The following is a 16,540-nucleotide window of genomic DNA, read 5'->3' as shown; positions in this document are numbered from 1 at the left end:
CAGTCCGGCAGGTGGGGCTTTTTTTCGTCTCGACTCAGGTATCGCTGTCGCCTTCGCTGTCATCGTCATCCGGTGGGGCTTGTTGGTCGTCGTCATCCTCGGAGCCGCCTTGGCCTTTGTCACCGGCTTCCGATTCGCTCTGGGCCAGCTGCAAGTGCTTCACCGCCACAAACCCGGGCGCCTGGCTTTGCACCGCGGTATTGGCCCATGCGGTGGTGGTACCCAGCGTTAACAGCACCAGCACTTTCAGCAGCAGCACTAAACGTTGAAAGGTAGTCATGGTCGATTTCCGTCCAGTCAGTGAGTCACGTGCGCCAGCGTTCAACTGGCGCTGTGATTCAAGCTAGTTGCGATCCGAGGTTTACGCCAATCGCCTGTCAGGTATCGCCGTCATCGTAGGTTTCGCTGTCTTCCCCTTCGTTATAGGGGTTTTCGGCGTCTTCCTTGGGCGCGGGCTGGGCCTGGGGCTGCCAGCTGCCGGAGTTGACCTCTTGTTGCTTGCGCTTGGTGACGGGGCCGGTGTCTTTCCACTGGGGCGTTCCGGCATCAGCCTGGGCGTGTGCGGTGGGGAGCAACAGGCCTGTTAGCAGGACCAGACGGATGGCATGTTTGACACTCGACACAGCGGTCTCCTTCTCAGTCGTTGGGTAAAAACTAGACCCGATGTACGGTTCTCGCCAATCCCAAGCCTGATGAAGACCAAAATGTGGGAGCGGGCTTGCTCGCGAATGCAGTGTGTCATTCACAGCTATGCTGGCTGATCCACCGCATTCGCGAGCAAGCCCGCTCCCACACAAGCCCATTCCCACCGTTGGTTTTGTGTGGGCATGAAAAAGGGTGAAGCCATCACAGCTTCACCCTTTCTTTACCGCTCAGCCCTTAGTGGTGCTCGCGGGTCGCGCGGAATTTCACATCCGGCCAGCGCTCTTCCATCAGCGCCAGGTTCACCCGGGTCGGGGCCAGGTAGGTCAGGTGCCCACCGCCGTCCACCGCGAGGTTTTCCACGGCCTTGTTGGAGAACTCTTCCAACTTCTTCTTATCGCTGCAATCGATCCAGCGCGCGGAGTACACGGTGATCGGCTCATACGAGCACTCAACCTTGTATTCCTCTTTCAAGCGGCTGGCCACTACATCGAACTGCAGCACACCGACGGCGCCGAGGATGATGTCGTTGCTGCGCTCCGGGAAGAACACCTGGGTGGCGCCCTCTTCCGCGAGCTGCTGCAGGCCCTGGCGCAGCTGCTTGGATTTGAGCGGGTCGCGCAGGCGTACGCGACGGAACAGTTCCGGGGCGAAGTGCGGGATTCCGGTGAAGCCCAGCGCTTCGCCTTCGGTGAAGGTGTCGCCGATCTGGATGGTGCCGTGGTTGTGCAGGCCAATGATGTCGCCGGCGTAGGCTTCTTCGAGCTGTTCACGCTCGGAGGAGAAGAACGTCAGGGCGTCGCCGATGCGCACGTCCTTGCCGGTCCGCACGTGGCGCATTTTCATGCCTTTTTCGTATTTGCCGGAGCAGATGCGCATAAAGGCGATGCGGTCGCGGTGCTTGGGGTCCATGTTCGCCTGGATCTTGAACACAAAGCCGGTGAATTTCTCTTCCACAGGCTCCACGGTGCGCTCGTTGGCCACACGGGCCAACGGCTTCGGCGCCCAGTCGACGACCGCGTCGAGTACGTGGTCAACACCGAAGTTGCCCAGGGCCGTACCGAAGAACACCGGGGTCAGCTGGCCGTCGAGGAATTCCTGCTGGTTGAACTCGTGGCAAGCGCCCTGCACCAGCTCCAGTTGATCGACAAAACGGTCGTACTCGTCACCCAGATGGGCGCGGGCTTCGTCCGAGTCGAGTTTCTCGATGATCTTGGTTTCGGTGCGCTCGTGACCGTGGCCGGCGGTGTAGACAATGATGTAGTCATCGGCCAGGTGGTACACGCCCTTGAAGTCGCGGTAGCAGCCAATCGGCCAGGTGATCGGCGCGGCCTTGATCTTCAGGACGGCTTCGATTTCATCCAACAGCTCGATTGGGTCGCGGATGTCGCGGTCGAGTTTGTTGATGAAGCTCACGATCGGCGTGTCACGCAGACGGCACACGTCCATCAGCGCGATGGTGCGCGGCTCGACGCCTTTACCGCCATCGAGGACCATCAGCGCCGAGTCCACGGCGGTCAGGGTGCGGTAGGTGTCTTCGGAGAAGTCTTCGTGGCCCGGGGTGTCGAGCAGGTTGACCATGTGCTCGCGATACGGGAACTGCATGACCGACGTGGTAATGGAAATACCCCGTTGTTTTTCCATTTCCATCCAGTCGGAGGTGGCATGGCGGTCGGATTTGCGGGATTTCACCGTGCCGGCCACCGCGATTGCCTTGCCCATCAGCAAGAGCTTCTCGGTGATGGTGGTTTTACCGGCATCGGGGTGGGAAATAATGGCGAAAGTGCGGCGTTTCGCGACTTCGGCGGCCTGGTGGGTCATGGGAAATCGCCTGGCAGGTGAGTCAAAAAAGGGCGGCGAGTATAGCGCAAACCCCAGCCACCGGACCACCGTTCACCCGATTGGGGGTGGCTAAATGCTGCCAAGTATGGAACCTTTTAAAAGGTCGAGACGTCCACTCCCCTGCTACCGCACTCGGAACAGGGGCTGATAAATCAGCAAGTTAGCCTGACGAGGCTGCGCTCATGGCTCGGATTGATACCGCGTTGCCGGTATAGACGAGCTGCTTTTCGCGACCACATTCGCCGACAGCCAGGAATGGCATGCCACGAAGGAATGTGCTCGCCGACAGAAGAAAAAAAGGAGTCCGCCTGTGGCTATTCGCTATGGCAAAGGGCTGATAGGAGGTGCGGTTGTCGTCGCGCTCCTGGCCCTGCTGGTCCACTGGATCGGCATCAACACGATCGAACTGTACCGCGACGATTTGTTGTTTTACCTGCAAGCACACCTGATCCTCGTTCTAGTCTCCATGCTGGCCGCCCTCGTTGTGGGCATCCCCGCCGGTATCCTGCTCAGCCGACCGAACATGGTCGGGCGCGCAGAACGCTTCATGCAGATCTTCAACATCGGCAACACCGTCCCGCCCCTGGCCGTCCTGGCCATCGCCCTCGGCGTCCTCGGTATCGGCAGCGGCCCGGCGATCTTCGCGCTGTTCCTTGCCTCCCTGCTGCCCATCGTGCGCAACACCTACGAAGGCCTGAAAAACGTCCAGGGTTCCCTGAAAGAAGCTGCCACCGGCATCGGCATGACCCCGCGCCAGGTGCTGTTTCGCGTGGAATTGCCCAACGCCGTGCCCATCATCATCGGCGGCGTGCGCGTGGCCCTGGCGATCAACGTCGGTACCGCACCGCTGGCGTTCCTGATTGGCGCCAACAGCCTGGGCAGCCTGATTTTCCCTGGCATCGCCCTGAACAATCAGCCGCAATTGCTGCTTGGCGCCGCGTGCACCGCGTTGCTGGCATTGCTGCTTGACGGTCTGGTGACCATGGCCAGCCGCCTCTGGCTGGAACGCGGGTTGCGTCCGTCTTAAGGCTTGGCAAAGGAATCGACATGAAAAAACTTAGCTTGATATTAGGCTGTGTCCTGCTGCTCGCCGGCATTGCGCAAGCCGCTGAAAAACCGGTCATCCGCATCGGCGCCCGGGTGTTCACCGAACAGACCCTGCTTGCCGAAATCACCTCCCAGTACCTGCGCACCAAGGGTTACGACACCCGCGTGACCGGCGGCCTGGGCAGCAACCTGGCGCGCAGTGCCCAGGAAAGCGGGCAACTGGACCTGATCTGGGAATACACCGGCGTGTCGCTGGTGGCCTACAACCACGTGGACGAGAAGCTCGACAGCGAACAGTCCTACGCCCGAGTGAAAGAACTCGACGCGAAAAAAGGCCTGGTCTGGCTCTCCCCATCGCGCTTCAGCAACACCTACGCCCTGGCACTGCCGGAAAAAGTGGCCGCCGAGCATCCCGAGATCAACAGCATCAGCGACCTGACCCAAGCCGTGGCGGACGATGCAAAGGCCCATCGCCTGGTGGCCCTGGACACTGAGTTCGCCAACCGCTCCGACGGCCTGGCCGGCATGGTCAAGCTGTACGACATGAACCTGACCCGCAAGAACACCCGGCAAATGGACGCCGGCCTGGTCTACACCGCGCTGCGTAACGGCCAGGTGTTTGCCGGTTTGGTCTACACCACCGACGGTCGCCTCAACGCGTTCAAATTGAAGCTGCTGGAGGACGACAAGCACTACTTCCCGGACTACACCGCAGCGCCCGTGGTACGTCAGGTTTATCTCGACGCCCACCCGCAACTGGCCGCCGACCTCAAACCGCTCGCTGCACTGTTCGACGATGAAACCATGCGCCAGTTGAATGCGCGGGTCGATGTCGACCACGAAAGCCCGTCCACTGTTGCCGCCGATTTCCTGCGCCAGCATCCGCTCAACTAAAGAGGAGAAGACATGGAATTCCTGAACGCCTTTTCCCATCTTGATTGGGCCCAAGTCCTGCATCTGACCTGGCAGCACATCACCCTGGTCGGCATTGCCGTGATCCTCGCGATCCTGATCGGTGTGCCCCTGGGCATCCTGATGACGCGCTTTCCGAGCCTCGCAGGCCCCTTGCAAGCCAGCGCCACGGTGTTGCTGACCGTGCCGTCCATCGCCCTGTTCGGCCTGCTGCTGCCGTTCTACTCCAAATTCGGCCAGGGCCTGGGGCCAATGCCGGCGATCACCGCCGTGTTCCTCTATTCCCTGCTGCCGATCATGCGTAACACCTACCTGGCCCTGACGGGCGTGGAACCGGGCATTCGCGAGGCCGCCAAAGGCATCGGCATGACCTTCGGCCAGCGCCTGCGCATGGTCGAGTTGCCCATTGCCGTGCCGGTGATCCTCGCCGGTGTGCGCACCGCCGTGGTGATGAACATCGGTGTCATGACCATCGCCGCCACCATCGGCGCCGGTGGCCTGGGTGTACTTATTCTGGCTTCCATCAGCCGCAGCGACATGTCGATGCTGATCGTCGGCGCCGTGCTGGTCAGTCTCCTGGCCATCTTCGCCGACCTGCTTCTGCAATGGCTGCAACGCTCGCTGACTCCAAAAGGATTGCTCAAATGATCGAACTTCAAAACCTGTCCAAGACCTTCCAAAGCAACGGCAAGACTGTCACCGCCGTGAACGATGTAAGCCTGACCGTCAACGAAGGCGAAATTTGCGTATTCCTCGGCCCCTCGGGTTGCGGCAAGAGCACCACGTTGAAAATGATCAACCGCCTGATCAAGCCGACCTCAGGCAAGATCCTGATCAACGGCGAAGACACCACCGACCTCGACGAAGTGACCCTGCGTCGCAACATCGGCTATGTGATCCAGCAGATCGGCCTGTTCCCCAACATGACCATCGAGGAAAACATCGTGGTCGTGCCGAAACTGCTCGGCTGGGACAAACAGAAATGCCACGACCGCGCCCGCGAATTGATGAGCATGATCAAGCTGGAGCCCAAGCAGTACCTGCACCGCTACCCGCGTGAACTGTCGGGCGGCCAGCAACAGCGGATCGGCGTGATCCGTGCGCTGGCGGCCGATGCGCCGTTGCTGTTGATGGATGAGCCGTTCGGCGCGGTCGACCCGATCAACCGCGAGATGATCCAGAACGAGTTCTTCGAGATGCAGCGTGCGCTGAACAAGACCGTGATCATGGTCAGCCACGACATCGACGAAGCCATCAAGCTGGGCGACAAGATCGCCATCTTCCGCGCCGGCAAGCTGTTGCAGATCGACCACCCGGACACCCTGCTCGCCCACCCGGCCGACGAATTTGTCAGCAACTTCGTAGGCCAGGACAGCACCCTCAAGCGCCTGCTGCTGGTCAAAGCCGAGGACGCGGCGGACAACGCCCCGTCGGTGAGCCCGGAAACCCCAGTGGCCGACGCGTTGGAACTGATGGACGAACACGACCGCCGCTACGTGGTGGTGACCTGTGCCGAGAACAAGGCACTGGGGTACGTACGACGTCGCGACCTGCACCGCCAGAGCGGTACTTGCGGCCAATACCTGCGCGAGTTCAACGCCACGGCGGCGTATGACGAACATTTGCGCATCCTGTTGTCGCGCATGTACGAGTTCAATCGCTCGTGGTTACCGGTGATGGATGCGGAGCGGGTGTTCCTTGGGGAAGTGACCCAGGAATCGATTGCCGAGTACCTGAGTTCCGGTAAGTCCCGGGGTGGCAAGACCAGTATCGTTTCGCCTGCCGAAACCGCACTGGCTTGACCTGACACCACTCGGTCAAAACTGTGGGAGCGGGCTTGCTCGCGAAAGCGGTGTATCAGTCAAACATCTATCGACTGACACTCCGCTTTCGCGAGCAAGCCCGCTCCCACATTGGATCTCTATTGTGTCTGAAACACCTCAATTTGCCCCATCCGGGGAACATCATTCCGTCACACCTGTCGGTTACATAAGTAGCTGCACGGGTGCTCGCGACGAACGCGTGCAAAAACGCGACATTTTTAGTTGATCTCAAGCCCCTCACGCCCTAAAGTTCGCGCCGAACGTCCATGCTGGAAACGATCCATCCGGCTCAAGTACTGACGACGAGACAGCAAGGCCAAGGGAAGCGGTAGATCCCATGGCCTTTTTGCTTTCGGCGACATGCCTTGGGAAGTAGGCGAACCAAAGTGGGGATACGGAGGACGTTCATTTGCACCCATTGATCAATCTAGTTTGCCCTTAGGAGTTCCCAGCATGTCGATCCAGGTCGAAGATTATTTCGCGCGCGCCACATTTGACAAAATGAAGGCGTTCGCCGACAAGCAAGAAACCCCGTTCGTGGTGATCGACACCGCGATGATCAGCCAGGCCTACGACGACCTGCGCGCCGGTTTCGAATTCGCCAAAGTCTATTACGCGGTCAAGGCCAACCCGGCTGTCGAGATCATTGACCTGCTCAAAGAAAAGGGTTCGAGCTTCGACATCGCCTCGATCTACGAGCTGGATAAAGTGATGGACCGTGGCGTCAGCGCCGACCGTATCAGCTACGGCAACACCATCAAGAAATCCAAGGACATCCGCTACTTCTACGAGAAGGGCGTGCGCCTGTTCTCCACCGACTCCGAAGCCGACCTGCGCAACATCGCCAAGGCCGCGCCGGGCTCGAAAGTGTATGTGCGTATCCTCACCGAAGGCTCGACCACGGCTGACTGGCCTCTGTCGCGCAAATTCGGCTGCCAGACCGACATGGCCATGGACCTGCTGATCCTCGCCCGTGACCTGGGCCTGGTGCCTTACGGCATCTCGTTCCACGTCGGTTCGCAACAGCGCGACATCAGCGTGTGGGACGCTGCCATCGCCAAGGTCAAAGTGATCTTCGAGCGCCTGAAAGAAGAAGACGGCATTCACCTCAAGCTGATCAACATGGGCGGCGGCTTCCCGGCCAACTACATCACCCGCACCAACAGCCTGGAAACCTACGCCGAAGAAATCATCCGCTTCCTCAAGGAAGATTTCGGCGACGACCTGCCGGAAATCATCCTGGAGCCGGGCCGTTCGCTGATCGCCAACGCCGGCATCCTGGTCAGCGAAGTGGTCCTGGTTGCACGTAAATCCCGTACCGCCGTCGAGCGTTGGGTGTACACGGATGTGGGCAAGTTCTCCGGCCTGATCGAAACCATGGACGAAGCCATCAAGTTCCCGATCTGGACCGAGAAGAAAGGCGAGATGGAAGAAGTGGTCATCGCCGGTCCTACCTGCGACAGCGCCGACATCATGTACGAAAACTACAAGTACGGCCTGCCGCTGAACCTGGCGATCGGTGATCGTTTGTACTGGTTGTCGACCGGTGCGTACACCACCAGCTACAGCGCGGTTGAGTTCAATGGCTTCCCGCCACTGAAATCCTTCTACGTTTAAGAGCAGCGGTTAGTTTTTAGCCGCAAGCTACAAGAAAAAAAGCCCATGACGTGTCATGGGCTTTTTTGCTTCCGCTAAGCCGATAACTCACGCAACGCCGCCGTCGCCAAAAAGCCTGATCGCGAGGCGTAGCGATGGTCCTTTTGCACGCGCTCATCGATGCGCTGTAACAGGTGTTCCGGTTATGCCGGCCTCGCCACAGCCGGTGTTTACAGAGTTAGCTGTGTAGCACGCGCCTCGTATGCATCGGCCATTGCGCGAATCTGCGCATCATTCGCCGCAGCCAATGCCTTGCACGCCGTGCGTAAAAACTTCAAATTGCCCCCCGCCAATGCCTTGCGCAACCACTCCAGCGCCGCATCGACCTGGCCGCTGTCCGCCAGCACCGCCGCGTAGCTGAACTGCCCGCGAAAATCTCCGCCTTCGGCTGAACGGCGATACCAATCCACGGCAGCCTCCAGATCCTGTGCGCAGAAGCGGCCGTCTTCCAGATAACGCCCCAGCAGGTTCATCGATTTGGCGTGACCTTGCTCAGCTGCCCGGCGATAAAAACTCAGCGCTTGCGATTGATCCTCTGCAACACCGCGCCCGGTCGCCAGCAGATTGGCGTAGTTGTATTGGGCCCAATCCAGCCCGGCCTCGGCGCCCTTGCGGTATTCCCGCGCAGCTGCCGCTTCATCCGCCGCGCAGCCCCAACCATGTTCCAGACACCGCCCGGCCATATTGCGCGCCATCAGGTGCCCGCCCTGGGCCGCGATCCGGAACCAACACAGTGCCAGCGCTTCATCCCGCGCAATGCCTCGGCCTTCCAGCAGGATTTGCCCGAGCAGCGCCTGGGCATCCACCACGCCTTCTTTCGCCGCCATCAGGATCGCCTGGGCGGCGCGTACCGGGGAATCGTCGAGCATCGATTGCAGTTGTTCGACGTTGAGCACTTCTTCGCGACGCAGCAAGAAGCCCATGTCAGACCTCGACCCAGCGGCGCAACAGGTTGTGATAAGTGCCGGTGAGCTGGATCAGCGCCGGATGGTCGGGCACATCGGCGGTCAATTGCTGGATCGCGCCGTCCATTTCAAACAGCAGGGTGCGCTGGCTGTCTTCGCGCACCAGGCTTTGGGTCCAGAAAAACGAGGCGTAGCGTGCGCCACGGGTCACGGCGTTGACTTTGTGCAGGCTGGAACCGGGGTACAGCACCATGTCGCCGGCCGGCAGTTTTACCCGTTGCAGGCCGAAAGTGTCCTGGATCTCCAGCTCGCCGCCGTCATATTCCTCCGGGTCGCTGAAGAACAAGGTGGACGACAAATCGGTACGCACCCGTTCAAAACTACCCCGGGCCTGGCGCACGGCGTTGTCGATATGGAAATCGAAACTGCCGCCGGCGGTGTAGCAGTTGAACAGCGGCGGGAAGACCTTGTGCGGTAACGCCGCTGACATAAATAGCGGGTTTTTCCACAAGCGCTCAAGCATCGCCGCGCCGATTTCCTTGGCCAGCGGGTGGCCTTCGGGCAATTGCAGGTTGTGCTTGGCCTTGGCGGACTGGTGCCCGGCGGTGATTTTACCGTCGGCCCAATCGGTGCTTTCCAGGGCTTGGCGAATGCGCTGCACTTCCTCGCGAGAGAACAGGCCGGGGATGTGCAGCAACATGGGCAGTACCTGAATGCAGAGAGGCGCCAATGGTATTGATTCTTATCAAGCCTGTAAAACGCCGTTGACGGATGAGATCGTAAAAACCGTAAGCAAAAAGTGTAAAGAATGTAAATTCAATGCAATTAGCAATGTATCGCAATTGATAGAAAGTCGTGTTCACCCTATATTCCGCCGCCTCACATCCTTGGGGAAAGGACACGTCATGTCGCGCACTTCAATAAAAACACCTGCCAGTTCACCGCGCCTGCTGGCTTCGGCCATCGGCGTCGCGCTTACCGCCAGCTCTGCCGCCCAATTGGCGCAAGCGGCCGAAGACACTGAACAAAAAGGCGAGCGCAACACCATCTCCCTGGGCGCCACCAGCATCACCGGCGAAGAACAGGACCAGACCTCCTACCAGGTCGAAAAAGCCTCGTCGCAGAAGTACACCGCGCCGCTGGTAGACACCCCGCGTTCGGTCACCGTGGTGCCACAGCAAGTCCTCAAGGACACCGGCGCCACCTCGCTGCAAGATGCCTTGCGCACCGTACCGGGCATCACCTTCGGCGCGGGAGAAGGCGGCAACCCCCAGGGCGACCGTCCATTCATCCGTGGCTTCGACGCCCAGGGCGACACCTACCTCGACGGCGTGCGCGACACCGGCGGCCAGAGCCGTGAGATCTTCGACATTGAGTCGATTGAAGTCAGCAAAGGCCCGAACTCCTCGTTCGGCGGTCGTGGTTCGGCCGGTGGCAGCCTCAATCTGGTCAGCAAGACCCCACAAGCGCGGGACTTCACCAACGGCGGCTTCACCTACGGCTCCGACCAGACCCGCCGCTATGTGCTTGACGTCAACCGCCAGTTCCTCGACGACAGCGCCGCGTTCCGCCTGAACCTGATGAGCCACGAACAAAACGTCGCCGGCCGCGACGCGGTCAACTACGACCGTTGGGGCGTGGCCCCGTCGCTGACCTTTGGCCTGGGCACCCCGACCCGCGTCAACCTCAGCTACTACCACATGGAAAGCAACGACCTGCCGGATTCGGGCATTCCGTACGGTTATGGCTCGGCAAGCGCCACCACCCATGGCCATGACAAACCCACCGACGGCGGCGACAGCAGCAACTTCTATGGCCTCAAGGATCGCGACTTCCGCAAGACCCGCGCCGACATCAGCACGATCTCCATCGAGCACGATCTGAGCGACAGCATGACGCTGAAAAACACCCTGCGTCATGGCAGCACCGGCCAGGATTACATCCTCACCCAGCCGGACGACAGCAAGCTCAACGTCAACAAATACGGCACCGTATGGCGTCGTGCCAACACCCGCGTCTCCACCACCACGACCACCACCAACCAGACCGACCTGTTCGGCAGCTTCCAGGCCCTGGGCTTCAAGCACAGCTACTCCACCGGCCTGGAGTTCACGGGTGAAGAAACCCGCGTCAGTGGTTACACCGTGACGCCGAACGCCAACCCGACGCCCAACGGTTGCACGCCTGGCATGGTCGGCAACAGCGGCGGCAGTTGCACCTCCCTGGGCAACCCGAACCCGGACGACGCCTGGACCGGCGCCACCGCTCGCAACTACATGGGCACCAACACCAAGGCCACCAGCCGCGCCGCCTACGTGTTCGACACCATCGAGCTAGACCCGAAATGGCTGCTGAACGTTGGCCTGCGCTACGACACCTTCGACACCGAAGCCAACACCAATGCCACCACCGGGCGTACCAAGGTCAAGGACGACAGCCAATTCTTCAACTGGCAGGCCGGCCTGGTCTGGAAACCGCTGGAAAACGGCAGCATCTACACCTCCTACGCCACCTCGGCATCGCCGGCCGGCGGCCTGGTCGGTGAAGGCGTCGACAGCAACGCGATTCCGACCGGCATCAACACCAGCGACATGAAGCCGGAAGAAACCGTCAACTACGAACTGGGCACCAAGTGGGACCTGTTCCACAACCGCCTGTCCCTGTCGGCGGCGGTGTTCCGTACCGAGAAGAAAAACACCCGCATCCTGGTGGATTCCAACACCTACCAAACCGCCGGTGAGTCTCGCGTCGACGGCCTGGAGCTGACAGCCAGCGGCAAGATCACCGAGCAATGGCAAGTGTTCGCCGGCTACAGCTACCTGAAAGCCGAGCTGGTTGATCCTGGCAAGAACGGCAACCGTCAGGGCGTCGTCACCGCGGGTTCGAACAAAGGCAACCAGATGCCGAACACCCCGGAAAACTCGTTCAGCCTGTGGACCACCTACGCCATCACCCCAAAACTGACCGTCGGCGGCGGTGCGTTCTATGTCGACGATGTTTACGGCGACGCGGGCAACACGGTTTACGTACCGTCCTACACCCGCTACGACGCCATGGCCAGCTACAAGCTGACCAAGAACGTCGACCTGCAACTGAACGTGCAGAACCTGACCGACAAGACCTACTACGACAAGGCCTACGGTTCGCACTTCGCCAACCAGGCGGCCGGGCGCACGGCGTTGCTGTCCACCAACTTCCACTTCTAAGCAACAGCCTCACGCAGCACAAAGCCCCACGCATCGGATGCGTGGGGCTTTTGCGTGTTGAACAGAATGTTTCTCGACAAGCCACGGCATAATGCGCGCCGTGTCCTACATACCCAGATAGACGAGGCGGTCAGACGTGTTGAAGAAAACCCTGTTCCAGTTGCACTGGTTCTTCGGCATCAGCGCCGGGCTGGTGCTGGCCTTGATGGGGATCACCGGGGCTGCAGTGTCGTTCCAGGATGAAATCCTGCGCGCGCTCAACCCCACGGTACTGAGCGTGGAAAAACGCGAAGCCGGTGTGCTGCCGCCCGCCGAACTCGTGCGCAAGCTTGAAGCCACCGAAGGCAAGACCGTCTCCATGCTCTGGGTGGAAAACGATAGCGGCAATGCCGCACGCGTGTTCTTCACCCCGCCACCGGGCGAGCGCCGCGGGCAGATGCGCTATTTCGATCCGTACACCGGCGCCTACATGGGCGACGCCGTCGGCCAGGACGTGTTCGGCTTCCTGCTGCAATTTCACCGTTTCCTCGTGATGGGCGACACCGGGCGCAACATCACCGGCGCGTGCACGCTGATCCTGGTGTTCTTCTGCCTGTCCGGGCTGTACCTGCGCTGGCCGCGCCAAGTGGCGAACTGGCGGGTATGGCTGACGCTGGACTGGCGCAAAAAGGGCCGCAGCTTCAACTGGGACCTGCACTCGGTATTTGGCACGTGGTGCCTGCTGGCCTACCTGCTGGCAGCGCTGACCGGCCTGTATTGGTCCTACGACTGGTACAACCAGGGCCTGACCAAACTGCTCTCCGACGCGCCGCAGAACGAGCGCATGCGCAAGCGCGGCCCGCCACCCGCTGGCCCGGCGCCAATCGCCAACTACGACGCGCTGTGGAGCAGCATCTACAGTCGCGCCGGTCCCGGCTTGAGCGCCTACAACATCCGCATGCCAGCCGTTGCCGGGCAACCGGCCACTGTCTACTACCTGCTGCAGGACTCGCCCCACGACCGCGCGCTGAACCAGATCAACCTGGACCCGGCCAGCGGCGAGGTCAAATCCCACGACCGCTACGCCAGCAAGACCCTTGGTTCCCAACTGCTGACCAGCGTTTACGCCCTGCATACCGGCAGCTATTTCGGCCTGGCAGGGCGGATTATTCTCACCGTCAGCTCGCTGCTGATGCCGTTGTTCTTTATCACCGGCTGGCTGCTGTACCTCGACCGCCGCCGCAAAAAACGCCAGGTGCGTGATGCGCGCAAAGACCTCGGCGCCAACAGCAGCGAGGCCCCGGCATGGCTGATCGGCTTTGCCAGCCAGAGCGGGTTCGCCGAGCAACTGGCCTGGCAGACCGCCGGCCAATTGCAGGCCGCCGGGCTGCCAGTGAAGGTGCAGCCCCTGGGCAGCGTCAGCCAGGACGACCTGCGTCAGTCCGAAAACGCGCTGTTCGTGGTCAGCACCTTCGGCGACGGTGAAGCGCCCGACAGCGCCCGTGGTTTCGAGCGCAGCGTGCTCGGCCAGGACCTGTCTCTCAAGGGCCTGAACTACTCGGTGCTGGCCCTGGGTGATCGGCAGTACCAACACTTCTGTGGGTTCGCCCGGCGCCTGCATTTCTGGCTGACCAATCAGGGCGGTAACGCGCTCTTCGCCCCGGTTGAAGTCGACAGCGGCGACACCGCCGCCCTGCGCCACTGGCACCAGCAACTCGGCGAACTGACCGGCCACGCCCCCACCACCGCCTGGCCAACGGCGCAGTACGAAAACTGGACCCTGAGCCAACGCACCCTGCTCAACCGCGACAGCGTCGGCGCCAGCGTCTACCTGCTGGGCCTCACCCCGCCATCGCCGCAAACCTGGCTGGCGGGCGACCTGGTGGAAGTGCTGCCGCGCAATTGCCCGTGGGCCATCGAACACTTCCTCGAAGGCCTCGGCCTGAGCGGCAGCGACGGCGTGTTGATCGACGACCTCGCGCACACCCTCGATCAGGCCCTGGCCACCCGCCAACTGCCGACCCATCGCGCCCATCTGGTCGGCCTGCACGCCCAGGCACTGGTCAACGCGCTGGTGCCCCTGGGCATGCGCGAATACTCCATTGCTTCGATTGCCAGCGATGGCGTGCTGGAGCTGATCGTGCGCCAGGAACGCCACCCCGACGGCAGCCTCGGTTTGGCGAGTGGCTGGCTCACCGAACACGCGGCCCTCGGCTCGGCCATCAGCCTGCGCCTGCGCCGCAACAGCGGCTTCCACCTGCCCGACGCGCCGGTGCCGCTGATCCTGCTGGGCAACGGCACCGGCCTCGCCGGCCTGCGCAGCCTGCTCAAGGCACGCATTGCCGACGGCCAGCAGCGCAACTGGCTGCTGTTCGGCGAGCGCAACATCGCCCACGACTACTTCTGCCAGGACGAGCTGCAAGGCTGGCTGGCGAGTGGGGATCTGGCGCTGCTGGACCTGGCGTTTTCCCGCGATCAAGCGGAAAAGATCTACGTGCAGGAACGCCTGCGCGAATCGGCGGATGTGCTGCGCAAGTGGCTGGCCGAGGGTGCGGCGATTTATGTGTGCGGCAGTTTGCAGGGCATGGCGGCCGGGGTGGATCAGGCGCTGGCGGATATTCTGGGCAGTGACGCCGTGGAGCGGTTGATCGAACAGGGCCGTTACCGTCGCGACGTGTACTGACCTCTTAGGCGCCAAAGTCCCCATGTGGGAGCGGGCTTGTGTGGGAGCGGGCTTGCTCGCGAAGACGGTGTTTCTGTCGACACCTATTTCACCGATCCACCGCTTTCGCGAGCAAGCCCGCTCCCACAGGTTTAACCGCGTTTCAAATCAGGTGGGTTGGAGTTTTTGCTGGAATACCGACACGCCATCCAAGTCGCGCAAAATCACCGTCAACTCCGCCGTCTGCCCATCAATCTGCACCTCGCCAAAAAACTGGAATCCCGCAAACGGCGAGGTGTTCTGCGCCGGTGGTGCTTTCTCGAACACCACTTCTGGCCCAAAGGTTTTATCCAACGGATTGGGCCCAAAGCTGCCAGCATTCAGCGGCCCCGCAACAAACTCCCAGAACGGTTCGAAATCCTGGAACGCCGCCCGGTCCGGGTGGTAGTGATGCGCCGCGCAGTAGTGCACATCGGCGGTCAGCCACACATGGTTGCGCACCTTCTGCGCCCTTAAAAAACCGAGTAACTCGGCGATCTCCAGCTCACGCCCTTGCGGTGCGCCGGGGTCATTGTTGGCGATCGCTTCCCAGCGCGGCACGCCCGTGCTGACCTCTCCATCCGGCACGCCCAGGCCAATCGGCATGTCGGCGGCGATGACTTTCCACTGCGCCGTGGACGCCTTGAGTTCGCGCTTGAGCCAGTCCAGTTGCTCACGGCCCATGAAGGCTTTTTCGCCGCCCAGGTTGTCATCGTTGGGCCCGCGATAGCTGCGCATGTCCAGCACAAATACATCCAGCAACGGCCCGTAGCCGAGCTTGCGATAAATCCGCCCGCCGCCGTCGGCGCTCTGCCGGCGCATCGGCGAATATTCCAGCCAGGCCTGGCGGGCACGGCTCACCAAGGTGTTGATGTCCTTGGTCTGGTAGCGCTCATCGAGCTGCTTGCTCGGCGACCAGTTGTTCACCACCTCATGGTCGTCCCACTGCCAGATCTGCGGCACCTCGGCATTGAAGCGGCGCACGTTTTCATCCAGCAGGTTGTAGCGGTAATTGCCGCGATAGTCATCGAGGGTCTCGGCGACTTTGCTTTTGGCTTCGCTGGTGATGTTGCGCCACACACGTCCGCCCTCCACCGCGAGCTGCGCGGGCACCGGGCCGTCGGCGTAGATGGTGTCGCCGCTGTGGATAAAGAAGTCCGGCAGGCGCAGGCGCATGGCTTCATAGATGCGCATGCCGCCGATGTCCGGGTTGATGCCGAAGCCTTGGCCAACGGTATCGCCGCTCCATACAAAACGGATGTCGCGCCGCTGTTGCGGCACGCTGCGCAGGTGGCCGAACCAGGGTTCGCTGGCGACACCGGTCTGGGCGTCCTCGAAGTGCACGCGATAGAAGATCGCCTGGTCGGCGGGCAGCCCGGTGAGTTCGACGCGGGCGGTAAAGTCGCTGCGATGGTCGGCCAGGGGCGAGATGGATTTGCGCGGGTTGCCGAACGTGCTGCGGGTGTCCCACTCCACCACCATCCGTGCCGGGCGGTCGCTGCGGCTCCAGATCATCGCCCGGTCGCCAAGCAGGTCGCCGGACTGCACGCCATCGGTGAGTTGCGGGCGGTCCTTGACCGAAGCGATCACCGCCGGCGCCAGGCCCGGCAGCAACAACCCGGCGCCGACGGCTTGCATCACGCGGCGACGGCCGAGATCGAAGTGGCTCATGCAGGTGCCCTCTTGAATATCAAAAGGGCAACTTAAACATGCAGGGATGAAGCGGATATGACACAGGCCTTGCGATCAATGAAGATCAAACGGTGGGAGCGGGCTTGCTCGCGAAGGCGGTGGGTCAGTTAGAACATCTTTGACTGACCCACCGCC

At 61.4% G+C, this 16,540-nt stretch carries 13 protein-coding genes and 1 pseudogene; 7 read left to right on the top strand and 7 right to left on the bottom strand.

Going from position 1 to position 16,540, the window contains the following annotated elements; genetic code table 11:
- Positions 1–34 precede the first annotated feature (34 nt).
- The 3 genes from OPU96_RS16715 to OPU96_RS16705 all read right to left on the bottom strand — a co-directional run bounded on the left by OPU96_RS16715 (position 35) and on the right by OPU96_RS16705 (position 2,463).
- The gene (locus OPU96_RS16715; protein WP_498559381.1) at positions 35–280 is read right to left on the bottom strand and encodes a hypothetical protein; all 246 of its coding nucleotides are present in this window, start codon (positions 278–280) and stop codon (positions 35–37) included.
- Positions 281–377: 97 nt separating this feature from the next.
- Complete coding sequence (locus OPU96_RS16710; protein WP_226456491.1) at positions 378–623, bottom strand: hypothetical protein; 246 nt, start codon at positions 621–623, stop codon at positions 378–380.
- Between the two features lie 256 nt (positions 624–879).
- A complete protein-coding gene (locus OPU96_RS16705) occupies positions 880–2,463 on the bottom strand; it encodes a peptide chain release factor 3 (protein WP_192297717.1) in 1,584 nt (527 codons plus the stop codon).
- Between the two features lie 331 nt (positions 2,464–2,794).
- Here OPU96_RS16705 and OPU96_RS16700 point away from each other — a divergent pair, with 331 nt between their 5' ends.
- From OPU96_RS16700 to OPU96_RS16680, 5 genes are all read left to right on the top strand, one after another.
- On the top strand, positions 2,795–3,511 hold the full coding sequence (locus OPU96_RS16700) for an ABC transporter permease (RefSeq protein WP_025856261.1): 717 nt from the start codon (positions 2,795–2,797) through the stop codon (positions 3,509–3,511).
- Positions 3,512–3,531: 20 nt separating this feature from the next.
- Entirely contained in the window at positions 3,532–4,425 is an 894-nt protein-coding gene (locus OPU96_RS16695; protein WP_226456493.1) for a glycine betaine ABC transporter substrate-binding protein, read from the top strand.
- 12 nt (positions 4,426–4,437) lie between these two features.
- The gene (locus OPU96_RS16690; protein ID WP_226456494.1) at positions 4,438–5,091 is read left to right on the top strand and encodes an ABC transporter permease; all 654 of its coding nucleotides are present in this window, start codon (positions 4,438–4,440) and stop codon (positions 5,089–5,091) included.
- Positions 5,088–6,245: an osmoprotectant ABC transporter ATP-binding protein OsmV gene (locus tag OPU96_RS16685; protein WP_192297721.1), complete on the top strand. Its 1,158-nt coding sequence runs from the start codon at positions 5,088–5,090 to the stop codon at positions 6,243–6,245. The genes OPU96_RS16690 and OPU96_RS16685 overlap by 4 nt, the downstream gene beginning before the upstream one ends.
- 474 nt (positions 6,246–6,719) lie before the next feature.
- Positions 6,720–7,883: a type III PLP-dependent enzyme gene (locus OPU96_RS16680; protein ID WP_016986476.1), complete on the top strand. Its 1,164-nt coding sequence runs from the start codon at positions 6,720–6,722 to the stop codon at positions 7,881–7,883.
- Between the two features lie 74 nt (positions 7,884–7,957).
- On the opposite strand, the pseudogene OPU96_RS16675 reads toward OPU96_RS16680, so the two are convergent.
- From OPU96_RS16675 to OPU96_RS16665, 3 genes and pseudogenes are all read right to left on the bottom strand, one after another.
- Positions 7,958–8,065, bottom strand: a pseudogene (locus OPU96_RS16675) (type II toxin-antitoxin system HicB family antitoxin); the annotation flags it as partial.
- Positions 8,066–8,092: 27 nt separating this feature from the next.
- Entirely contained in the window at positions 8,093–8,845 is a 753-nt protein-coding gene (locus tag OPU96_RS16670; RefSeq protein WP_498559380.1) for a tetratricopeptide repeat protein, read from the bottom strand.
- A 1-nt stretch (position 8,846) separates the two neighbouring features.
- The gene (locus OPU96_RS16665) at positions 8,847–9,527 is read right to left on the bottom strand and encodes a Fe2+-dependent dioxygenase (RefSeq protein ID WP_192297724.1); all 681 of its coding nucleotides are present in this window, start codon (positions 9,525–9,527) and stop codon (positions 8,847–8,849) included.
- A 205-nt stretch (positions 9,528–9,732) separates the two neighbouring features.
- Between OPU96_RS16665 and OPU96_RS16660 the strand changes: the two genes are divergently transcribed.
- Both OPU96_RS16660 and OPU96_RS16655 read left to right on the top strand, forming a co-directional pair.
- On the top strand, positions 9,733–12,033 hold the full coding sequence (locus OPU96_RS16660) for a TonB-dependent receptor (RefSeq protein ID WP_498559379.1): 2,301 nt from the start codon (positions 9,733–9,735) through the stop codon (positions 12,031–12,033).
- A 136-nt stretch (positions 12,034–12,169) separates the two neighbouring features.
- Complete coding sequence (locus OPU96_RS16655) at positions 12,170–14,695, top strand: PepSY domain-containing protein (protein ID WP_498559378.1); 2,526 nt, start codon at positions 12,170–12,172, stop codon at positions 14,693–14,695.
- 147 nt (positions 14,696–14,842) lie between these two features.
- Here the strand turns inward: OPU96_RS16655 and OPU96_RS16650 are convergent, their stop codons facing one another.
- Positions 14,843–16,384: an alkaline phosphatase D family protein gene (locus OPU96_RS16650; RefSeq protein WP_498559377.1), complete on the bottom strand. Its 1,542-nt coding sequence runs from the start codon at positions 16,382–16,384 to the stop codon at positions 14,843–14,845.
- Positions 16,385–16,540 lie beyond the last annotated feature (156 nt).

It is taken from the genome of Pseudomonas sp. RP-B7 (genome assembly GCF_059803535.1).
Note: the sequence above shows the minus strand (reverse complement) of the source record. Positions and strands in the feature narration are given on the sequence as shown.